The 19,864-nt window shown below is 53.5% G+C and carries 21 protein-coding genes; 12 read left to right on the top strand and 9 right to left on the bottom strand.

What is annotated here, in order from left to right; translation table 11 throughout:
- The first annotated feature begins 223 nt into the window (after positions 1–223).
- Entirely contained in the window at positions 224–1,900 is a 1,677-nt protein-coding gene (ligB, locus tag VZP09_RS20045; protein WP_328795369.1) for an NAD-dependent DNA ligase LigB, read from the top strand.
- A 5-nt stretch (positions 1,901–1,905) separates the two neighbouring features.
- On the opposite strand, the gene VZP09_RS20040 is transcribed toward ligB, so the two are convergent.
- The gene (locus VZP09_RS20040) at positions 1,906–2,523 is read right to left on the bottom strand and encodes a trimeric intracellular cation channel family protein (RefSeq protein WP_002922654.1); all 618 of its coding nucleotides are present in this window, start codon (positions 2,521–2,523) and stop codon (positions 1,906–1,908) included.
- 275 nt (positions 2,524–2,798) lie between these two features.
- On the opposite strand from VZP09_RS20040, the gene VZP09_RS20035 reads away from it, so the two are divergent.
- On the top strand, positions 2,799–4,049 hold the full coding sequence (locus VZP09_RS20035; protein ID WP_004188107.1) for a chloride channel protein: 1,251 nt from the start codon (positions 2,799–2,801) through the stop codon (positions 4,047–4,049).
- A 55-nt stretch (positions 4,050–4,104) separates the two neighbouring features.
- Here VZP09_RS20035 and VZP09_RS20030 read toward each other — a convergent pair whose 3' ends face one another.
- The 3 genes from VZP09_RS20030 to VZP09_RS20020 all read right to left on the bottom strand — a co-directional run bounded on the left by VZP09_RS20030 (position 4,105) and on the right by VZP09_RS20020 (position 6,958).
- On the bottom strand, positions 4,105–5,163 hold the full coding sequence (locus VZP09_RS20030; RefSeq protein WP_004151500.1) for a bifunctional transcriptional activator/DNA repair enzyme AdaA: 1,059 nt from the start codon (positions 5,161–5,163) through the stop codon (positions 4,105–4,107).
- A gap of 2 nt (positions 5,164–5,165) precedes the next feature.
- Entirely contained in the window at positions 5,166–5,912 is a 747-nt protein-coding gene (locus tag VZP09_RS20025) for an isocitrate lyase/PEP mutase family protein (RefSeq protein WP_004181536.1), read from the bottom strand.
- A gap of 182 nt (positions 5,913–6,094) precedes the next feature.
- The gene (locus tag VZP09_RS20020; protein ID WP_002922636.1) at positions 6,095–6,958 is read right to left on the bottom strand and encodes a YicC/YloC family endoribonuclease; all 864 of its coding nucleotides are present in this window, start codon (positions 6,956–6,958) and stop codon (positions 6,095–6,097) included.
- A 499-nt stretch (positions 6,959–7,457) separates the two neighbouring features.
- Between VZP09_RS20020 and VZP09_RS20015 the strand changes: the two genes are divergently transcribed.
- Positions 7,458–9,158 (top strand): lysophospholipid acyltransferase family protein, encoded by a 1,701-nt coding sequence (locus tag VZP09_RS20015; RefSeq protein WP_032415813.1) that lies wholly within the window; start codon positions 7,458–7,460, stop codon positions 9,156–9,158.
- 37 nt (positions 9,159–9,195) lie between these two features.
- Here VZP09_RS20015 and VZP09_RS20010 read toward each other — a convergent pair whose 3' ends face one another.
- Entirely contained in the window at positions 9,196–9,327 is a 132-nt protein-coding gene (locus tag VZP09_RS20010) for a hypothetical protein (RefSeq protein ID WP_050486007.1), read from the bottom strand.
- Here VZP09_RS20010 and VZP09_RS20005 point away from each other — a divergent pair.
- From VZP09_RS20005 to pyrE, 5 genes are all read left to right on the top strand, one after another.
- A complete protein-coding gene (locus VZP09_RS20005; protein WP_328795367.1) occupies positions 9,287–10,213 on the top strand; it encodes an HlyD family secretion protein in 927 nt (308 codons plus the stop codon). The genes VZP09_RS20010 and VZP09_RS20005 overlap by 41 nt on opposite strands.
- Positions 10,206–11,123, top strand: coding sequence for an ABC transporter ATP-binding protein (locus VZP09_RS20000; RefSeq protein ID WP_004181533.1), 918 nt, complete (start codon positions 10,206–10,208; stop codon positions 11,121–11,123). The genes VZP09_RS20005 and VZP09_RS20000 overlap by 8 nt, the downstream gene beginning before the upstream one ends.
- Positions 11,110–12,249, top strand: coding sequence for an ABC transporter permease (locus tag VZP09_RS19995; RefSeq protein WP_032415812.1), 1,140 nt, complete (start codon positions 11,110–11,112; stop codon positions 12,247–12,249). The genes VZP09_RS20000 and VZP09_RS19995 overlap by 14 nt, the downstream gene beginning before the upstream one ends.
- Positions 12,250–12,345: 96 nt before the next feature.
- Positions 12,346–13,062 carry a ribonuclease PH gene (gene rph, locus VZP09_RS19990; protein WP_002922602.1) on the top strand — a complete coding sequence of 239 codons (717 nt, stop codon included), beginning with the start codon at positions 12,346–12,348 and terminating at the stop codon, positions 13,060–13,062.
- 110 nt (positions 13,063–13,172) lie between these two features.
- The gene (pyrE, locus tag VZP09_RS19985) at positions 13,173–13,814 is read left to right on the top strand and encodes an orotate phosphoribosyltransferase (RefSeq protein ID WP_004173904.1); all 642 of its coding nucleotides are present in this window, start codon (positions 13,173–13,175) and stop codon (positions 13,812–13,814) included.
- A gap of 35 nt (positions 13,815–13,849) precedes the next feature.
- On the opposite strand, the gene VZP09_RS19980 is transcribed toward pyrE, so the two are convergent.
- The 4 genes from VZP09_RS19980 to coaBC form a co-directional block, all read right to left on the bottom strand.
- Positions 13,850–14,866: an SMP-30/gluconolactonase/LRE family protein gene (locus VZP09_RS19980; protein ID WP_004150200.1), complete on the bottom strand. Its 1,017-nt coding sequence runs from the start codon at positions 14,864–14,866 to the stop codon at positions 13,850–13,852.
- Positions 14,867–15,041: 175 nt separating this feature from the next.
- A complete protein-coding gene (gene slmA / locus VZP09_RS19975) occupies positions 15,042–15,638 on the bottom strand; it encodes a nucleoid occlusion factor SlmA (protein ID WP_328795366.1) in 597 nt (198 codons plus the stop codon).
- A gap of 124 nt (positions 15,639–15,762) precedes the next feature.
- Positions 15,763–16,221 (bottom strand): dUTP diphosphatase, encoded by a 459-nt coding sequence (gene dut, locus VZP09_RS19970; RefSeq protein ID WP_032415811.1) that lies wholly within the window; start codon positions 16,219–16,221, stop codon positions 15,763–15,765.
- On the bottom strand, positions 16,199–17,413 hold the full coding sequence (gene coaBC, locus VZP09_RS19965) for a bifunctional phosphopantothenoylcysteine decarboxylase/phosphopantothenate--cysteine ligase CoaBC (RefSeq protein WP_064153064.1): 1,215 nt from the start codon (positions 17,411–17,413) through the stop codon (positions 16,199–16,201). Before coaBC ends, dut begins: the two co-directional genes overlap by 23 nt.
- A gap of 172 nt (positions 17,414–17,585) precedes the next feature.
- On the opposite strand from coaBC, the gene radC reads away from it, so the two are divergent.
- The 4 genes from radC (at position 17,586) to mutM (ending at position 19,837) form a co-directional block, all read left to right on the top strand.
- Positions 17,586–18,251 (top strand): RadC family protein, encoded by a 666-nt coding sequence (gene radC, locus VZP09_RS19960; RefSeq protein WP_002922589.1) that lies wholly within the window; start codon positions 17,586–17,588, stop codon positions 18,249–18,251.
- Positions 18,252–18,467: 216 nt separating this feature from the next.
- On the top strand, positions 18,468–18,704 hold the full coding sequence (gene rpmB / locus VZP09_RS19955; protein WP_000091955.1) for a 50S ribosomal protein L28: 237 nt from the start codon (positions 18,468–18,470) through the stop codon (positions 18,702–18,704).
- A 20-nt stretch (positions 18,705–18,724) separates the two neighbouring features.
- Positions 18,725–18,892 (top strand): 50S ribosomal protein L33, encoded by a 168-nt coding sequence (rpmG, locus tag VZP09_RS19950; RefSeq protein WP_002922510.1) that lies wholly within the window; start codon positions 18,725–18,727, stop codon positions 18,890–18,892.
- 135 nt (positions 18,893–19,027) lie between these two features.
- Positions 19,028–19,837: a bifunctional DNA-formamidopyrimidine glycosylase/DNA-(apurinic or apyrimidinic site) lyase gene (gene mutM, locus VZP09_RS19945; RefSeq protein WP_004173907.1), complete on the top strand. Its 810-nt coding sequence runs from the start codon at positions 19,028–19,030 to the stop codon at positions 19,835–19,837.
- Positions 19,838–19,864 lie beyond the last annotated feature (27 nt).

The raw sequence follows: 19,864 nt of genomic DNA, 5'->3' as shown, positions 1-19,864 counted from the left end.
TACATACGAGCCTATTATACACGTCGCCGCGGCGTGACGCAGTCATTGTCACACTTTTTGCCGCTGTTTCTTTCATTTTGCCTGCCGTTTTCCTGCATTCGCCAGCCTTTGCTGCAATGAGGCGTAAATCCTGGAAGGCGTTTCGCAAGGCGAAAAAGCTTCCGTCGCGGCTCGCGGCATTCTGCAGCAGACTCTCCGCTAGGTGATGGAGGAGGGGACTGCAATGCGTAAAGGAGGGTGGTGGCTGGCGTTAGGGATGTTCTCTGCCAGCGCGCTGGCGACGTGTCCGGACTGGCCGCCGGCCAGAGGAAGGCAGGAGACATCCCGCCTTCATCAGCAAATTGTCGCCTGGAAAGAGGCTTACTGGCGGCAGGGCGCCAGCGGAGTGAGCGATGACGTTTACGACCAGCTCACCCTGCGCCTGGCGCAGTGGCGACAATGCTTTCCGGGCGCGACGCCTGAGGATGACGATCTGCCTCCGCCCACCGGCGATGCGCGTCATCCGGTGGCCCATACCGGCGTGCGCAAGCTGGCGGATGAGGACAGCGTTGCCCGCTGGATGAAAAATAAATCCGACCTGTGGATACAGCCTAAAGTGGACGGCGTGGCGGTGACTCTCGTTTATCGCCAGGGGCGTCTGGTTCAGGCCATTAGCCGCGGCGATGGTCTACGCGGTGAGGCATGGACCGCCCGAGCGCGGCAGATCCCGGCGCTGGCGAAAGTGATGACCGGTGAACTGGCCGACAGCGTACTGCAGGGGGAACTGTTTCTGCGCCGGGACGGCCATGTCCAGCAGCNGGCCGGGGGGATGAATGCGCGGGCGAAAGTCGCCGGGTTGATGATGCGAGCCGACGCGGCGGCGGCGCTCAGCCAACTGGACGTCTTTATCTGGGCCTGGCCAGACGGTCCGTCCGATATGCGCCGTCGTCAGCAGCTGCTGGCGCAGGCGGGGTTTAAGTACAGCGGACAATATACCCATCCGGTGTCGCGCATCGAGCAGGTGGCGCAGTGGCGCCAGCGCTGGTATCGCTCGCCGCAGCCCTTCGTCAGCGACGGTGTGATTGTGCGCGAAGGACGCGAGCCGCCGGGACGAGTCTGGTCGCCCGGAAAGGGCGAGTGGCTGGCAGCCTGGAAATATCCTCCGGCATCGCGGGTGATGCAGGTACGGGCGATCCGTTTCAGTACCGGCCGCAGCGGCAGACTCAACGTGGTGGCCGAGCTTGAGCCCCAGCGGCTGGATGATAAACGCGTGCAGCGGGTTAACGTTGGCTCTGTGTCCCGCTGGCAGATGCTGGATATTGGGGTTGGCGATCAGCTGCAGATCAGTCTGGCAGGGCAGGGTATTCCTCGGGTCGACGCCGTCGTCTGGCGGACGGCCGAGCGCCATAAACCGACGCCGCCGCCGGCGAAATTTAATGCGCTAACCTGCTATTTCGCCACCCCTGAGTGCAGCGAACAGTTTCTTTCCAGGCTGATCTGGTTGTCATCAAAGTCCGCCCTGAATGTCGATGGCGTGGGGGAAAATTTATGGCGCGTCATTCAGCAGCAAAACCCGATGACGCATATTTTTTCCTGGCTGGCGCTTACCGTTGAGCAGCTGCAGGCGGTGCCAGGGATTTCCGCCGCCCGCGGGCAGCACCTCTGGCATCAGTTTGATCTCGTTCGCAAACGACCTTTTATCCGCTGGGTGCTGGCGATGGGGATCCCGGTGCCGCAGGGGGCGCTGGCGCAGCTCGAAAGCGAGAACTGGCATTTGCTGGCGGCAAAAAGTGAAGCGCAATGGCGCACGCTGCCGGGCGTGGGGGAGATCAGAGCCCGCCAGCTGGTGGCTTTCCTGCACCATCCGGACGTGGTGGCGCTGGCGCAATGGCTTAGCGGGCAGCGCATCCCCGGATTTTAAGGCGGTTAGTGGGCGTCATGGGTGTAGTGGAAGACCGGTAGCCCCAGTTTCCAGCGTAGCGCCAGCATGCGGGCGGTAAAGCCGAACAGCAGTGTAGCCAGCACCACCACATCGTGGCTGCTGACGTAATGTTGCAGAGCAATATAGAGTACGGCTGCGGCAAAGGAGATCCCGGCATACAGCTCTTTCTGGAAGACCAGCGGAATGCGTTTGCAGAACATATCGCGCAGTACGCCGCCGAAGACACCGGTGATCACGGCGGCAATAGAGGCGATAACCGGGCCTTCGCCCATGTCCAGGGCGATCTGCGCGCCGATGATGGAAAACACGATCAGCCCCAGCGCGTCCAGCACCAGAAACAGCCGACGAAGGTGCGGCATCACCGGAGCGGCAATGGTCGTGAGGACGGCGGCGACGGCGACAATGATGACATATTCGGGATGCTTCACCCAACCAAGAGGATAGTGCCCCAGCAGGATATCGCGAACGGAACCCCCGCCCAGCGCGGTCGCAGTGGCGATAATGATGACGCCAAACGTATCCATCCGCCGGCGCCCGGCAGCCAGTGCGCCGGTCATGGCTTCCGCGGTGATACCGATTAAATACAGAACATGAAGCAGCATAGATCCCCCCAGGTAATGGCGGGCAGGTTAACGATNTGTGCGCAGGATCACGATTGAGATTTTCTAAAGCGAATCATTTACGCCAGGAAAAATTAATGGAAATAGTATCTGTGATGGCTTGATTTAAAGGTTTATTGATTTTTTAGGGATTTTTATTGATTAGAAAAAGTAATGCTAAGTGAAGCGATGGGTATCACTATCGAAAACACTATGATTACGCAATGTTTAAGTCTCGTCCTTTATTCTTTTATTTTTCCTTTTCAAGGCCAGAGAAAATGAGCGTCGCCGCCGGGAATAAAAATCATCTGATCCGCCTGATAGCCGTGGTATTAACCGGGATTCTGGCCGGTCTGTCCGGCATGGTTTTGGCACTAATTTTACACGCGATTCAGCACCTGGCTTTTGGTTACAGTTATGGGCAGATCGTCGGTTCGGTGTCATTTTTACAGGGCGTCACGGAGTCGTCCTGGCCACGCCGCATCGTGGCAATCGTGGCCGGCGGCGCCGTCGCCGGATTTGGCTGGTGGCTGCTTGGTCGCTATGGGCAGAGGCGGGTTTCCATTGCGGCGGCGGTGGCCAACCCCTGCGTACCCATGCCCGCGGGCACCACGACGATCCACGCGCTGCTGCAGATCGTCACCGTAGCGCTGGGCTCCCCGCTTGGCCGCGAAGTGGCGCCCCGGGAAATGGGCGCGCTGGGGGCGGGGATGGTGGCGCGTAAGCTGCGCCTGCTGGAAGATGAAACCCGCACGCTGATTGCCTGTGGGGCGGGCGCGGGTCTGGCGGCGGTCTATAACGTCCCGCTGGCCGGGGCGTTGTTCAGCCTTGAGGTCATGCTGCTGTCGTTTAGCTGGGAAAAAACGCTAGCGGCGATAATGACCTCGGCGATTGCCGCCTGGACGGCCACCCTGGGGTTAGGGGATGAATCGCAATACCATTTTGTTTCCAGCGCGCTTCCGCACACCTTTCTCTGGTGGGCGATTCTGGCGGGCCCGATTCTTGGCACCGGCGCCTGGCTCTTTCGCAAAGCGACCAGCGCGGCGCGTTCACGCGCGCGAAGTAACTGGCAGATGCCGGTGTTCTGTCTGCTGGGGTTTTCTCTTCTTGCCATCCTGAGTCTTTATTTCCCCGAGCTTCCGGGCAATGGCAAGGGTCCAATGCAGCTGGCGCTCAGCGACGGGCTGCCTCTCTCCATGGTCGCTGTCCTGTTAGTATTGAAGATGGTGGTGATTCTGGCGGTGCTGCGCGGCGGCGCGGAGGGTGGATTGTTAACCCCAGGGCTGGCGGTGGGCGGATTGGTCAGCCTGCTGCTCTGCGCGCTCTGGCAGCTCGGCTTCCCTGGCGGTGATAAAAGCAGCTTCGCTGTGGTGGGGGCGGCCGCGTTTCTCGCCGCCTCCATGCAGATGCCGCTGACCGCGGTGGCGCTGGTGATGGAGTTTACCCACATGGATCACAGCTATCTGGCTCCGGCGCTGCTGTGCGCGGCAGGGGCGTTTTTAACCTGCCGGGCGCTGGATAAAAAATAGGCTTACCGAGCCGCGGTGAAAGTCAGGGAGGGGCCCGTTGATCCTGAAAGTAAAATCAGCCGCGTTTTTCCCTGATGGTTGCCTCATGGTTAATAAGCCATATTTTTCGTGCAATGCCGCCGCCGTAACCGGTCATCGAACCATCTTTGCCGATAATTCGATGGCACGGGATGATAATCGCGACGCGGTTAGCGCCGTTTGCAGCAGCCACCGCGCGCGTGGCCGTTGGTTTACCTATCTCCATCGCAATCGATTGATAATGCGTCGTCTCACCGAAGCTAACGTGCTGTAAACGGCGCCAGACCGCTCGCTGGAATTCGCTGCCTGGGGTATCAAGCGCCACCTCGAACGATTGACGCTGTCCGGCGAAATACTCCGTTATTTCCTGTTGCGCCTGCCTGGTGTGGGCATTTTCACCTGCGATGATGCTGGCGTTGAACCGCCGCTGCAGGTCGCTGAATTCTGACTCCAGCGCTCGTCTGTCGACAAACTCCAGCAGACAAATTCCCCGTTGCGTTGCACAAACAAACATTGGCCCTAACGGGGTGGTAAAACGATGAATTAAAACAACCTGGCGTTGCGCGCTGGGTGCGAAACCGGTCAATTTTTTGCAGGTATAGCCGAAGCCGCTTAAGGACTCGTAACCGCTATCGAAAGCGACATCGGTAGTTGAGCGGCCTGCTTTTAATTCCTGAAGCGCCATATTCAAACGCTGCATCCGTTGAAAAGCCTGAAAGGTGATCCCGTGGTTTTGCAGGAACCAGCGGCGAACGCGTTCCGGGCTAATATCGTGCTGACGTAGCTCGCTATCGCTGAGGCGGACCTTTGGAGCTTCTCGCAGCAGGCGGAGCGCTTGTTCAACAAAGGCGGGGGCCGTCCGGGCATTCTCCGTCGGGCGACAGACTTTGCATGGCCGGAAGCCGGCATCCAGCGCGGATTTAAAGTCATTATAAAATTCGACGTTTTCCCGCCGGGGTTTTCGCGCCCGACAGACCGAGATACAAAATACGCCGGTGGTTTTCACGCCGACGAAAAAAACGCCGGTGAATTCCACCGCGCGTTCAAGCAGCGCCTGATACCAGATATCGCACTGCATGCTGTCGGTAATTTTCATGGTCAAAAAACACCTGAGAAAGAGTGTTGGGTTTGCACCTGACATAATAAGTCTTTCAGTCTGGCCTGCGTCGCAGCATAAATAAAATTGCCCATCGAAATTCGTTTTACGCCCAGTGTCGATAAGGTGCTGAAGTCAGCCAGCTCAGGCATACACATTACGTTTAAGGGTAAAGGCACGTGGTGAACGATGGCGGTAATATCCTCCGCGCGGGTGACGCAAGGCACAAAAAAACCGCATGCGCCGTGTTTGGCGTAGAGTTGACCGCGATAGAGCGTTTGAACCAGCGCATCTTGTACGTTGAGAAGAAAGGTATCGGTGCGGACATTAACAAACAGACCGGGACAGGCGCGGGTGATTTCCTGCAGTTTGACGGCAAAGCGCTCCGCATCGTCAAGACGACGCGTACTATCCACCACATGACTATCCTCGAGATTTATTCCACTCACGCCGAGATGCGCCAGACGCCGGATATTGTCAATGATGTGGCTGGTTGTCGCGCCGTAGCCCGCCTCTAAATCGACGCTTAACGGCAGTTCGCTAACGGTTTTGATGCGTGAGACGACATAAAACAGCTCGTCAAAACTCATCTCTTCGCCATCTTCATACCCTAACATTGCGGCGATAGCAGCGCTGGAGGATCCCAGCGCCTGATAACCAGCCTGCTGAGCAGCCTGAGCGCTGCTGGCATCCCAGACATTGGCAAGCAACAAAGGTTGGTTTTGCTGGTGAAGCGCATTAAAGTCCATTCTTTTCTCTCGCGGTAGTGTTTTCCTGACTGTGCCGCGTTGTGCTTATTTGCCACAACCGAAAACTGGACGACTATTTTTTATAAGTAGATTCTTATCATTCGCCCGTGAGAGAGATAAATAAAAAGGCCATGATTTATCATGGCCCTGGATACCGAAATACATTAACAAACGAGAAAGCGTTACTCGATATTCTGGATTTGCTCGCGCATTTGCTCGATGAGTACCTTCAGCTCAATCGCGGAGTTGGTCACCTCGGCGTTAATCGATTTTGACGCCAGGGTGTTCGATTCACGGTTGAACTCCTGCATCATAAAGTCGAGACGGCGACCCACAGCTTCTTTCTTCTTCAGAATGTTATAGGTCTCTTTAACGTGCGCTTCGAGACGGTCCAGTTCTTCGGCAACGTCGATACGCTGCGCCATCAGCACCAGCTCTTGCTCAAGGCGGTTATTTTCCAGCTGCACTTCCGCATCTTCCAGCTTGGCGACCAGACGCTCGCGCTGCCACTGGAGAATTTCCGGCATATGAGCGCGAACTTTCGCTACTTCGCCGCTCACGCCTTCAAGCCGCTGCTCGATAAGCGCTTTCAGGGCCTGGCCTTCCGTTTCGCGGGCGACGATGAAGTCGTCCAGCGCGCCGTCAAGAGCGGCCAGAATGTCGGCGGCGATGGCGTCGAGATCCTGCTCTTTGGCGGCCATCACGCCCGGCCAGCGCAGGATATCAACCGGGTTGATTTCCCCTTCATCGCTCTGCATTTTCACCCAGTTGGCAGCGTTTACCAGCTGTTTAGCCAGCTTTTCGTTGAGGATGAGTTCACCCTGAGCGCTGGGATCTTGTTCAAAACGCAAGGTGCATTCGACTTTACCGCGAGTCAGGCGGGCGCGAATGCGCTCGCGTACCACGGGCTCCAGACTACGGAACTGCTCCGGCAGGCGGAAGTACGTTTCCAGATAGCGCTGGTTTACCGAGCGCAGCTCCCATGCGGCGCTACCCCAGTCACCCTTGATTTCACGGCGGGCATAGGCGGTCATACTGCGGATCATAGGCGTTCCTGTTTTCGTAATAATGAATGCAAGGATTATAGCCGTGCGGGCGGTGACTTAACAGGAATAGTGATGAAATACTTCAAGGACGATTGTTTTAAGGGATATCGCCGCAAAGTTATTTTCGCCAGGGGCTGTAGGTGGGGTTATATATTATGGGAATCCGTAGTTAATATTTTCTGATATTAGATGCGGGCATGGAATTCGGATGCCTTTGTACAAATGCATATACCGCCAGACAAGCTATTCTGTGAGTTTTAGGAAGTATAACCACCAGAAATGAGATAGGGTATTACCTTTAAGCATTATGTATGTTTTTTTTGCATTGATTACTATAAATTTATTAAAACTTTGGTGATTGTATTTATGGTGAGAATACTGTTGTATTAATTATATCTAATTGTTTTGTTTTGGCCTTTTTAAGTTTTATGCGGTATTGTCCGACTGAAAGAACGCTAGTATAGTCGTTTAAGATGAGTTCTATAAAAAGGATTTTAATATGGACGCTATCTTTGACAGAGTCGTAAGGGAATTTTTTCCAAATACAACCATACCTTTTTGGAAAAAATGGCTGTTCAGGACGGCATTTGGCAATAAGGTATTTTCTCGCTTAATATATAACGAGCGACTCGTTAATAAAAATGGGGTCGAGTGGGTTAATGCAGTTGTTGAACTCCTTGAGTTGAAATGTGAAAGCGAACACCACCAACTTAACAACATACCTGGGCATGGGGCTACGGTTGTTATTTCAAATCATCCGACGGTTATCGATGGACTTAGCTTAATACATACGGTCTCCCGAGTCAGGAGTGATATAAAAATAATAGCTAATCACGTTTTGCCAATTATATTCCCCCAGGTATCGGAACTTACCATTGGAATTGAGAATATGGCCGGTAAGATGAGCCATAAAAAATTCCGCGAGATGAACGATCACCTGCGAAAAGGAGGCGTATTGATTATATGTCCTGCGGGTAAGCTGGCTAACTGGTCTCTTTCCGGGTTACAGGAGCATAAGTGGAACCCCGGTTTTTTACAGCTTGCTATGAGAAATAATGCAGCATTGGTACCAATTCATATTACGGGAGCAAACAGTAAGATTTATTATCTTACTGCAACATTCTGGCGGCAACTGTCGAACATGATGGTTATTCGTGAAGCTCTCCGCCATCATGGCAAGACCATGAAAATCAATATAGGACAGCAAATAGCCTTATCCTCGTTTAAAGAATACAATAAAGATCTTTCTGCCGCGGCAAATGTATGTTTGACGCACCTCCAGAGTATAGCGAAGAATGGCCCGGCTATGTTAGATACGATTGCGCCGCAAGAATTAGAACCAGGTAAAAAGGAGCTAATTAGCGCAATAGAGGAGTGCGAAATATTAAGGCAGTTTGAAGACGGTAGAAAACTAGTGATATATCGCTGTAATACTAACCGAACCTCACCTATTATTGATGAGTTAGGGCGCTTACGCGAACGCTGTTATCGCGATATTGGTGCCGGAACTGGTAACGACCGAGATAACGATGTTTTTGATGAAAGTTATTATCATATCATTTTGTGGGATCCTTCTGATGTGGAAATCCTGGGAGCATATCGTGTTATGCCCGTTGGCGAGCAGCTGGCCCAACATGGTGTAACAGGCCTCTATAGCAACAGCTTGTTTAAATACCATGATAATGCCTATTCCTGTTTAGAGAAGTGTGTGGAAATTGGCCGCGGCTTTATTCAGAAACCTTATCAAAAAAGTAAGGTGCTTGATTATTTATGGCAAGGGATATTTGACTTTATAAAAAGATATCCGGACTATAAATACTTGCTGGGTGTGCTGACCATTCCTGGAACTTTTCCTGAAAAAGTACAGAAACTCATCATCAGTTTCTATAATATATACTTTTCCTCGACAGCTGATTTTTGTTCGCCGATAGCATTGTTCACTGCCGAAAATGTACAGGATGATACTCCATTTTGTGGCGAAGATTTTAGAGCAGACTGGAGCATGCTCAATCACCTGCTGAGAGAAGAAGGTTATGAACTTCCCTGGCCTTTTAAACAGAGTGCTAAATGGTTCTCCCCGGGCGGATCGTCGATTCTTGCATTCACAAAAGATGATTCTTTTAATTCGATAGCTGGGTTAAATCTGAGCTCTATAGATAAATTGAATGAAAGCTACGTTAAGCATTATTTAAAAGATTAAACTGACGATGGCTGTACGGTCCTGGAGCGAGCGTGCCTTAATCCAGACCGTAATGATAAGGGAAATGATATACGTATGGATGCGTTTTAATGCGAAAGCCAATAAATATATTTATTATATTGATATCGGTGCTGATACTCACCGGATGTGATAACAAATCAGATAACATGTTATCCGGTTATTCACATGGAGAATTTGTATACCTTTCATATTCTGGTAATGAAAAAATAGAACGGATCTTGATCAATAAAGGAGATAACGTCGCCGCAGGACAGGAGTTAGTGAAGATTGAGTCCTTCGATGCGCAAAATATTTTCCTGCGCGCTGAGGAAAAACTATCAGCAGAGAGCGCTCTATTACGAAATCTGGAATCTGGAGAACGGCCTGAAGAGCTGGATATTATACGTTCGCAGATTAAAAAAGCACAATCGGCAGAATCCCAGGTAAAGCGGCAGCTTGGGCGATATCGTAATCTTTACGCCAATCATGCCATATCGCTTGCGGAATGGGAGGATATCCGGGATGAATTAACTCAAAAAGGCGCACAGGTTGAAGAGTTAATTAATCAACTCAAAGCACGGCAACTCCCTGCCCGGCAGGATGAGATTAGCAAGCAGCGCTCAATGGTGGCCGCGGCAAAACTCGAACGGGATAAGGCGCTGTGGGATGTCCAGCAAACGACGATTGTTTCTCCGGTCAATGCTAAAGTCTTCGATATTATTTATCGTGCCGGGGAGCGCCCTTCTGCTGGTAAACCAATAATCAGTCTGTTACCTCCTGAGAATATAAAAGTACGCTTCTTTATACCCGAGGCGAAGCTCGGTAAATTTAAAATCGGATCTAAGGTAAAACTTATATGCGATGGTTGCGCTGAGCCCATTGCTGGCGTTATTAACTATATCAGCCCTGAGGCCGAGTTTACGCCTCCAGTTATTTATAGTACGAAACGTCGTGAGAAGCTCATTTTTATGGCGGAGGCTATCCCTGCGCTGCAGCAGGCAGGGNGGATGAAAATCGGCCAACCGTTTGATGTGGAGATTATTGGCGATGAATAATCTTTGTATTGATGTAAAAAATCTCAATAAACATTTTGGCGAGCATCACGTCGTAAAGGATTTCTCTTTACAGGTAGCAAAAGGCGAGATCTATGGTTTTCTCGGTCCGAACGGTAGCGGAAAAACGACATCGATTCGAATGATGTGTGGTTTGATTACGCCGGATTCCGGTGAAGGTACTTGTCTGGGTATGGATATCTTTACGCAGCGGGAAAAAATAAAAAAAAAGATAGGCTACATGACCCAGTATTTCTCAATGTGGGGAAATTTAACTATTCGGGAAAACTTACTTTTTATTGCGCGGTTATATAGCCTCGATCGGCGTAGAGAGCGGGTTGAACGTGCGCTTTCTGAGTTAGGCCTCACTGCCCGACAGCACCAGCTGGCTAAGGAGCTTTCTGGGGGCTGGAAGCAAAGAATGGCCCTCGCCGCCTGTATGTTGCATGAACCTGTTTTGCTATTTCTGGATGAGCCGACTGCTGGCGTGGATCCCAAGGCGCGGCGAGAGTTCTGGCAAATGCTGCACCAGCTCTCTGACCGGGGGATCTCGATACTGGTGAGCACGCATTATATGGATGAGGCTGAGCGCTGCCATAAGGTTGCCTATCTATCTTATGGTCGGCTGCTGGCGAATGGCACTATTGCGTCGATTATCGCCTCCCAGAATTTGATCACCATGCGAACCAGCGGCGCCGGTCTGACGCTGCTTGAAAGCCAGCTACAGCGCTTGCCGGATATTGAGCAAACGGTCATTTTTGGCAATCAGCTTTATATTACATCCAGAGATGAAGCGAAGTTAAAATCCGCGCTTTTTGCCTTTACGCAACAGGGTTATGAGTTCTGTAAGGTGGATACCAATCTGGAAGATGCATTTACCTACTTGATGAAAAATAATTGTGAAAAAAATTAATTTTAGCTTCTCCATTACGCGGTGGATTGGCGTGGTTATTAAGGAAATTCACGAGCTACGCCGTGATAAAGTCAGCATCAGTATGGTGCTCCTGACACCTCTTTTTCAGCTGATCATTCTTGGCTATGCCATCAATATGGATCCGCATAATCTTCCGACCGCCTTACTAAATTATGATACCGAACGCATGAGTCAAATCTTTGTGACGGAAGCGCAAAATACCGGGTATTTTTCGATGATTCCTGTCGATTCAGAAGAGGCGGCGCAGAAAGCCTTTGTGCGGGGGGATGTCACTTTTATCGTGACGATCCCTGAGGGGTTTACGCGCAAGTTACTGCGTGGAGAAAAGCCACAACTATTAATTCAGGGGGATGCCATCGATCCGATCACCACGGGGAATGCGCTCAGCGCCCTTGTGCAGGTGGTGAAGTCGATGTTTCAGCACGATTTGCCGGGCGACATGCGTGTGGTGCAAAAAGAGGATGATTTCGAGCTTATCATTCATCGCATGTTTAACCCTGAGGGGATAACCCAGTTTAATACTATTCCCGGTATTATGGGGTCTATACTCAGTACAACGTTAATCCTGATGACCGCCCTGTCTATTACCCGCGAGCGAGAAAACGGGGCGTTAGAAAATTTACTGGTCTCTCCGTTGTCCGGGCTTGAGGTCATTATTGGGAAAATAACGCCTTTTGTTATCATTGGTCTGTTTCAGGCGACGTTAATCCTGATTGTCGCCGTTTTGTTGTTCGATATCCCCCTTCACGGTAGCGTCTTCCTACTATTTTTTGTGCTGTTAATTTATGTCTTTCTTTGTCTGTCAATTGGTATCGGTATTTCTGGCTTAGCACAAAACCAGCTGCAGGCGCTGCAAATGTCGTCATTTTATTTCATCCCTTCACTTATGCTGTCCGGATTTGTCAGCCCCTTTATTAGTATGCCAGACTGGGCGAAAGCCATTGGCTCCTGTTTACCGTTGACCTACTTCATCCGCCTGGTTAAGGGCATTATGCTGAAAGGCTATTCAGCAACGGCATTGTTGCCTGACCTCTTGCCGCTGATAGGCCTGGCGGTGATTGTCATTGGTGTGGGGTTGAAATCTTATCGTAAAACGCTGGACTGACATTATCGGCGCGTCCGGCTGGAGTGGGCATAGGCTTTTTGCCATGAAATTCGTATAATGCGCCCTCACATTCGTTTCAAGCCGGAGATTTCTATCATGCGTCCAGCAGGCCGTAGCGCTAATCAGGTGCGTCCCGTCACCCTGACCCGTAATTACACAAAACACGCTGAAGGCTCCGTGCTGGTCGAATTCGGTGATACCAAAGTGCTGTGCACTGCCTCTATTGACGAAGGCGTTCCGCGTTTCCTGAAAGGCCAGGGCCAGGGCTGGATCACCGCTGAATACGGCATGCTGCCGCGTTCTACGCACACGCGTAACGCGCGTGAAGCGGCAAAAGGCAAGCAGGGCGGCCGGACGATGGAAATTCAGCGCCTGATTGCCCGTGCGCTGCGCGCAGCGGTTGACCTGAAAGCGCTGGGCGAATTCACGATTACTCTCGACTGCGATGTACTGCAGGCCGACGGCGGCACCCGCACTGCCTCCATTACCGGTGCCTGCGTGGCGCTGGCCGATGCGCTGAATAAGCTGGTCGCCGCCGGCAAGCTGAAAACCAATCCGATGAAAGGGATGGTGGCCGCGGTCTCCGTCGGTATCGTAAATGGCGAAGCCATCTGCGATCTGGAGTACATCGAAGACTCCGCCGCGGAGACCGACATGAACGTGGTGATGACCGAAGATGGCCGTATTATTGAGGTGCAGGGCACTGCGGAAGGTGAGCCGTTTACCCATGAAGAACTCCTCACTCTCCTGGCGTTAGCCCGAGGGGGGATCGAGTCCATTATCACGACGCAGAAGGCGGCGTTAGAAAATTAATGATTAAGGCGACTGAGAAGTCGCCTTTTTTTTGCGCTTTATCCTTCATCACACCTGCGAAGGGGAGCGCGCAGTCTGACAATGATGAAAAGTACCAAAGGAGCGAATCCATGAAGCCGTATCAGCGCCAGTTTATTGAGTTTGCGCTTAGCAAGCAGGTTCTTAAGTTTGGCGAATTCACGCTGAAATCCGGGCGCAAGAGCCCCTATTTCTTCAACGCCGGCCTGTTTAACACCGGGCGCGATCTGGCTCTGCTGGGCCGTTTTTATGCCGAGGCGCTGGTGGATTCCGGAATTGAGTTTGACCTGCTGTTTGGCCCGGCCTACAAAGGAATCCCAATCGCCACCACCACCGCGGTGGCGTTAGCCGAGCATCATGACCGCGATCTGCCTTACTGCTTTAACCGCAAAGAGGCAAAAACCCATGGCGAAGGCGGCAATCTGGTCGGTAGCCCGCTGCAGGGCCGGGTAATGCTGGTGGATGATGTGATCACCGCCGGTACGGCGATTCGCGAATCCATGGAGATTATCCAGGCCCAGGGCGCGCAGCTGGCGGGCGTTCTGATCTCCCTGGATCGTCAGGAACGCGGCCGCGGCGAGATCTCCGCCATTCAGGAAGTGGAGCGGGATTACGGCTGCCAGGTTATCTCAATCATCACTCTGAAAGAGCTGATCGCTTACCTGGAAGAAAAGCCGGAGATGGCGGAACACCTGGCGTCAGTTCGCGCCTATCGTGAAGCCTACGGCGTCTGATGATGCGCCCGGCAGCCTCGGCTGCCGGATTTCCGCTATATCAGCTTAGCGCCCTGCGCATTGACGTACAGCGAATAGATTGACGTGCTGGACGCCATAAACAGACGATTGCGCTGTTCGCCGCCAAAGCACAAGTTCGCGCAGCGCTCTGGCAGTTTAATGGTGCCGATATGCTTACCCTGTGGATTGAAGATCCGCACGCCGTCGAGTTCTTCGTTTCCGCTTCCCCATCCGCACCACAGATTGCCGTCTGCGTCGCAGGCGATCCCATCGGCGGTACCGTTCCCACAGTCGAGATATACCCGTTTATTTTTCAGCGTATTGCCTTCCACATCCCACGCCAGAATTAAGCGGTTCGGTGTCGCCCGGCTTTCCACCACGTATAAGGTCTTTTCGTCCGGCGAGAAACACAAACCATTTGGCCCTTTTACGTCGCCCAGTACCACGCTCAGTTTGCGGCTTTCCGGCTCCAGACAATAGACGTTTTGCGGCAATTCTGATGTTGCTTTGTGGCCTTCGTAAAAACCACTGATGCCAAATGGCGGATCGGTAAACCAGATGGTGCCGTCTGACTTCACAACGATATCGTTTGGAGAATTGAGGCGATGACCCTGGTAGCTATCGGCCAGTACGGTAACAGACCCATCGTATTCGGTACGCGTAATGCGGCGGGTGTCGTGCTCGCAACTGATTAAGCGCCCCTGTCTGTCGCGGGCGTGACCATTGCTATAATTGGCCGGGTAGCGAAAGACGCTGGTTTCTCCGCTGACTTCATCCCAGCGCATGATGGCGTTATTCGGAATGTCGCTCCACAGCAGCATTCGCATGTCGCCGAACCAGACCGGGCCTTCCGCCCAGCGGAAGCCGCTGGCGATGCGTTCGACCTTTGCGCTGGCAAGCATATAGCGACGAAAGCTATCATCGACGGCCACGATGCGTGGGTCCGGATAGCGTTCAGAGGGGGCCCATGCTGCGAAGCTTTTTTGACTGACCAGTAGCGATGCGGTTGCCAACCCGCCTATCTTCAGTAAATCCCGCCGTGACGTCGCCATCAAATCTCTCCTTGTCGGGTGGTGTTGGGGGAGGGTGAAATGTTCAGCAAGCTGGATAGTAGGAAAGGAAAGCGGAAACGCGCATTGGGCAATTCAACCAATGGCCCTGGGATTTGCGACAAACTTACGCAGATTGCGAGGAGAATCATGCAGCCTGGCGGCTGCATGTGAGGATTTACTGCAGCTGTGCGGCGACCAGCGGCCAGCGGGCGTCGAAATCATCCGTCGGACGATATTTGAACTCGCTGCGCACAAAGCGCGACAGCATGCCCTCGCAGAAAGCCAGCAGCTGGCTGGCCAGCAGGGTTTCGTCGAGGGTGTAGCCTTCGCCTTCGCGCATTTTTTTCTCGCGCATTACCTGGCGTAGCTGCGCTTCGATGCGCTCAAAAAGCTGGTTGATGCGACCCTGAAGCCGGTCCTGTTCGAACATCAGCGCGTGCCCGGTGAGGATACGCGTCAGCCCAGGATTACGCTCGCCAAAGCCAAGAATCAACAGAACGATCAGGCGCAGGCGCGCGGTGGTGTCCTTTTCATCTTTCAAAATCAAATTGATGCGCGTAATCAGACTGTCTTCAATGAACTCGATCAGGCTGTCAAACATGCGGGTTTTGCTGGGAAAATGGCGATACAGCGCGGCTTCAGAGACGCCGACGGAAGCCGCCAGTTTCGCGGTGGTAATACGCTGACTACCATCTCTGGATTCCAGCATCAGCGCCAGAGATTGAAGTATTTCTTCGCGACGATTCCGTTTCGCAGTTTGCTTTTCTGCCATGTTTTAAAATACCCCTGAAAATAAGCACTTGTCAGGCAGACATCCACAACGCGACCGCAAACCAGGGCTTGCGGTAATGTTATTGCGTTATGCGCGTTGGGATGCAGATTCCGTGTTGCTGGGCTTATTTACGCCCTGAGTGACCGAAGCCGCCTTCGCCGCGGTCGGTGGCATCGAAGGATTCCACCAGGTTAAATTCCGCCTGAACGACCGGCACAAAGACCATCTGTGCGATACGTTCGCCCGGCTCGATAATAAAGCTCTGCTGACCGCGGTTCCAGACGGACACCATCAGCTGCCCCTGGTAATCGGAGTCGATAAGGCCCACCAGGTTGCCCAGGACTACGCCATGCTTATGACCCAGGCCGGAGCGCGGCAGGATCACCGCCGCCAGAGAGGGATCGGCGATATGAATCGCAAGGCCGGTCGGCAACAGCGTGGTTGCGCTCGGCGCCAGCTCTACGGCGTCGTCGAGACAGGCTCGCAGGTCAAGTCCGGCGGAGCCGGAGGTGGCATAGGTCGGCAGCGGAAATTGCTGGCCGACACGCGGGTCCAGAATCTTAACGTCGATTTTTTTCATCATAACGGGTCACGATCTCGTCGAGTAATAATTGGCCCAGGAGTTCCTTGCGCTCAAGTGGTAAGCGCTTTTCCCCATCCTGCCAGAAAAGGTGTAGTGCGTTGCTGTCGCTGTTAAAGCCCTGATTAGGCTGGGAAACATCGTTGGCGCAAATCAGGTCGAGGTTCTTGCGGGCACGTTTTTGCCGCGCATATTCTTCCACATTATTCGTTTCGGCGGCAAACCCAACGACGTAGGGGCGATGTGATTTTAGCGCCGCGACCCCGGCCACGATATCCGGGTTTTTAACCATTTTTATTGTTAATTCATCACCTTGTTTTTTTATTTTATCTTCGGCGATGACGGCGGCGCGGTAATCCGCTACCGCGGCGCAGCCAATAAAAATGTGCTGCTGCTGGGCGCCAGCCTGGACGGCCGCTTCCATCTCCAGCGCGGTAGTGACATCAATGCGCTGCACAAACGGCGGGGTCGGTAGCGATACCGGCCCGCTGATCAAGGTCACGTTCGCGCCCCGCTGCGCTGCGGCGGCGGCAATCGCGAAGCCCATCTTGCCAGAGCTGTGGTTGGTGATATAACGCACCGGATCCAATGGCTCACGGGTCGGGCCCGCGGTAATCATGAGGTTGAGATGTTGCAAATCTTTGACAGGGGGGGCGAAATGCTGCGCGGCCATGTCTACGATAGTTAACGGATCGAGCATTCTCCCCGGGCCGACGTCGCCGCAGGCCTGGCTACCGCTGTCTGGTCCCCATAGCAGCAGCCCGCGGGTAGCGAGCGTCTGCAGATTATGCTGGGTGGCCTGCGCGCGATACATCTGCTGGTTCATGGCGGGCACCACGGCAACCGGGGATGGGGTGGCAAGACAGATCGTCGACACCAGATCGTTGGCCATGCCGGCCGCCACGCGAGCGATTAAATCGGCGGTCGCTGGGGCGAGGATCACCAGGTCGGCCCATTTACCGAGCTCAATATGGCCCATTGCCGCTTCCGCCGCCGGATCGAGCAGGCTGTCGGAAACCGGATAGCCGGATACCGCCTGCAGGCTGAGTGGGGTGATGAACGCTTTTGCCGCCTCCGTCATCGCGACACGCACTTCCGCGCCGCGTTCACGCAGCCGGCGCACCAGTTCCGGGGTTTTATACGCCGCGATGCCGCCGCTGACGCCCAGGACGATTTTTTTACCCGCCAGAGTCATCATGATGTCTTCCTGTTGCCGTAGACCAGAATCCGCGCATCTTATCACAATCCTGCCGCCGTCGTGCCTCTGCCGGGCATTCACTTTGCGAGCGGCTACGCAGGGTGAAAATCGGCGGGTCGGCAGCGCCGTCAGGCTGTGCCAAGATAGGCTGATTCATCCAGGAGGGCGCATGGACGGAATGGAAAATCTGATGCCACGGGAGAAGATGCTGCAATACGGCATCGAAACGCTAACGGATGTTGAGCTGCTGGCGCTTTTTCTGCGCGTCGGCACGCGTCGTCAGGATGTGCTCAGCTATGCCCAGGCGTTACTGCAGCGTTTTGGCTCACTCTACGCTCTGCTTTCCGCTGATAAAGCGCAACTGATTGCTGTGGACGGACTGGGGCTGGCGAAATATGCGCAACTGAAGGGCATTGCCGAGCTGGCGCGACGCTATTTTAGCTCGCAGCTGGTCGAGGAGGCCGCGCTGGTCACCCCCTCGATGACGCGCGAGTTTTTACAAAGCCAGCTGACGGAAGAGGAGCGCGAGATCTTTATGGTGATCTTTTTAGATAATCAGAACCGGGTGTTGAAACATAGTCGTCTTTTTTCTGGTACTCTTAGCCACGTTGAGGTGCATCCGCGAGAAATTGTACGCGAAGCCATCAAAGTGAACGCCGCCGCCGTGATCCTTGCGCATAATCATCCCTCCGGTAGCCCGGAGCCAAGTCAGGCCGACAGACTGATTACCGAAAGGGTGATAAAATGTTGTAGATTCATGGAGATACGCGTGCTTGATCATCTGGTTATCGGCCGCGGTGCGTATGTATCTTTTGCCGAACGTGGCTGGATTTAGCCCCGAACTGGCGATCCTTCGGGATCTTTGTCTGTTCGGGACTTGAGCACATCGCCGAGTCAGCGTATACTACGCCACCTTTGAGAATCTCGGGTTTGGCATTTGGGCCTGGCAGTCGAGAGTTCACATTGAACTGCGATGACCAGGCTGTAAAGCCTGACGAGGCGCCAATACCCCATACGAAGCTCGAGCTAATTTGATTTTTGGAGAATAGACATGTCCCGAGTCTGCCAAGTTACTGGCAAGCGTCCGGTGACCGGTAACAACCGTTCCCACGCACTGAACGCGACTAAACGCCGTTTCCTGCCGAACCTGCACTCTCACCGTTTCTGGGTTGAGAGCGAGAAGCGTTTTGTCACCCTGCGCGTATCTGCTAAAGGTATGCGTGTAATCGATAAGAAAGGCATCGATACAGTTCTGGCTGAACTGCGTGCCCGTGGCGAAAAGTACTAAGTACTTAGAGGAAATAAATCATGGCTAAAGGTATTCGTGAGAAAATCAAGCTGGTTTCTTCCGCTGGTACTGGTCACTTCTACACCACCACGAAGAACAAACGTACCAAACCGGAAAAAATGGAACTGAAAAAGTACGATCCGGTTGTACGTCAGCACGTTATCTACAAAGAAGCTAAAATCAAATAATTTTAGCCTCCTTGTATAAAAACCCCGCTTCGGCGGGGTTTTTTGTTTTTAAAACTCCCCCATATTGCTTTCACATACTCCCTTTTCAGTCACCTGTCCGTGAAGCACAATACGTCGGGTAAACGGAGGAAAATCATGCCTGAATTACCAGAGGTTGAAACCAGCCGCCGCGGCATCGAGCCGCACCTGGTTGGCGCAACCATTCTGCACGCCGTCGTGCGCAACGGACGGCTGCGCTGGCCGGTTTCCGAAGAGATTTATCGCCTGAGCGACGTTCCGGTTCTCAGCGTGCGTCGCCGCGCCAAATACCTGCTTCTGGAGCTGCCGGACGGCTGGATCATCGTCCATCTTGGGATGTCGGGGAGCCTGCGCATCCTGAGCGAAGAGCTGCCTGCTGAAAAACACGATCACGTTGACCTGGTCATGAGTAACGGCAAGGTGTTGCGCTACACCGATCCACGCCGCTTTGGCGCCTGGTTGTGGACCAGAACGCTGGAAGGCCATCCGGTACTGGCCCATCTTGGCCCGGAGCCGCTCAGCGACGCGTTCAACGCCGACTATCTCCAGCAAAAATGCGCGAAGAAGAAAACCGCGATCAAACCCTGGCTGATGGATAACAAGCTGGTGGTGGGCGTGGGGAATATCTACGCCAGTGAATCGCTGTTCTCCGCCGGGATCCATCCTGACCGGCTGGCGTCCTCGCTGTCGCGGGAAGAGTGTGAGCAGCTGGTGAAGGTGATTAAGCTGGTCCTGCTGCGTTCGATAGAGCAGGGCGGCACCACGTTAAAGGATTTCCTGCAAAGCGATGGCAAGCCGGGCTACTTCGCCCAGGAGCTACAGGTCTATGGCCGCAAGGGCGAACCCTGCCGGATCTGCGGCACGCCGGTCGTCGGGACCAAACATGCCCAGCGGGCGACCTTTTATTGCCGTCAGTGCCAGAAATAGTCTCAGGAACAGGAATGTTTGTCGGCC

Origin of the sequence: Klebsiella sp. EMBS2024, assembly GCF_036233805.1 — a bacterium.
Lineage (GTDB): Bacteria > Pseudomonadota > Gammaproteobacteria > Enterobacterales > Enterobacteriaceae > Klebsiella > Klebsiella pneumoniae.
This window is presented reverse-complemented; position numbering and strand designations above follow the sequence as displayed.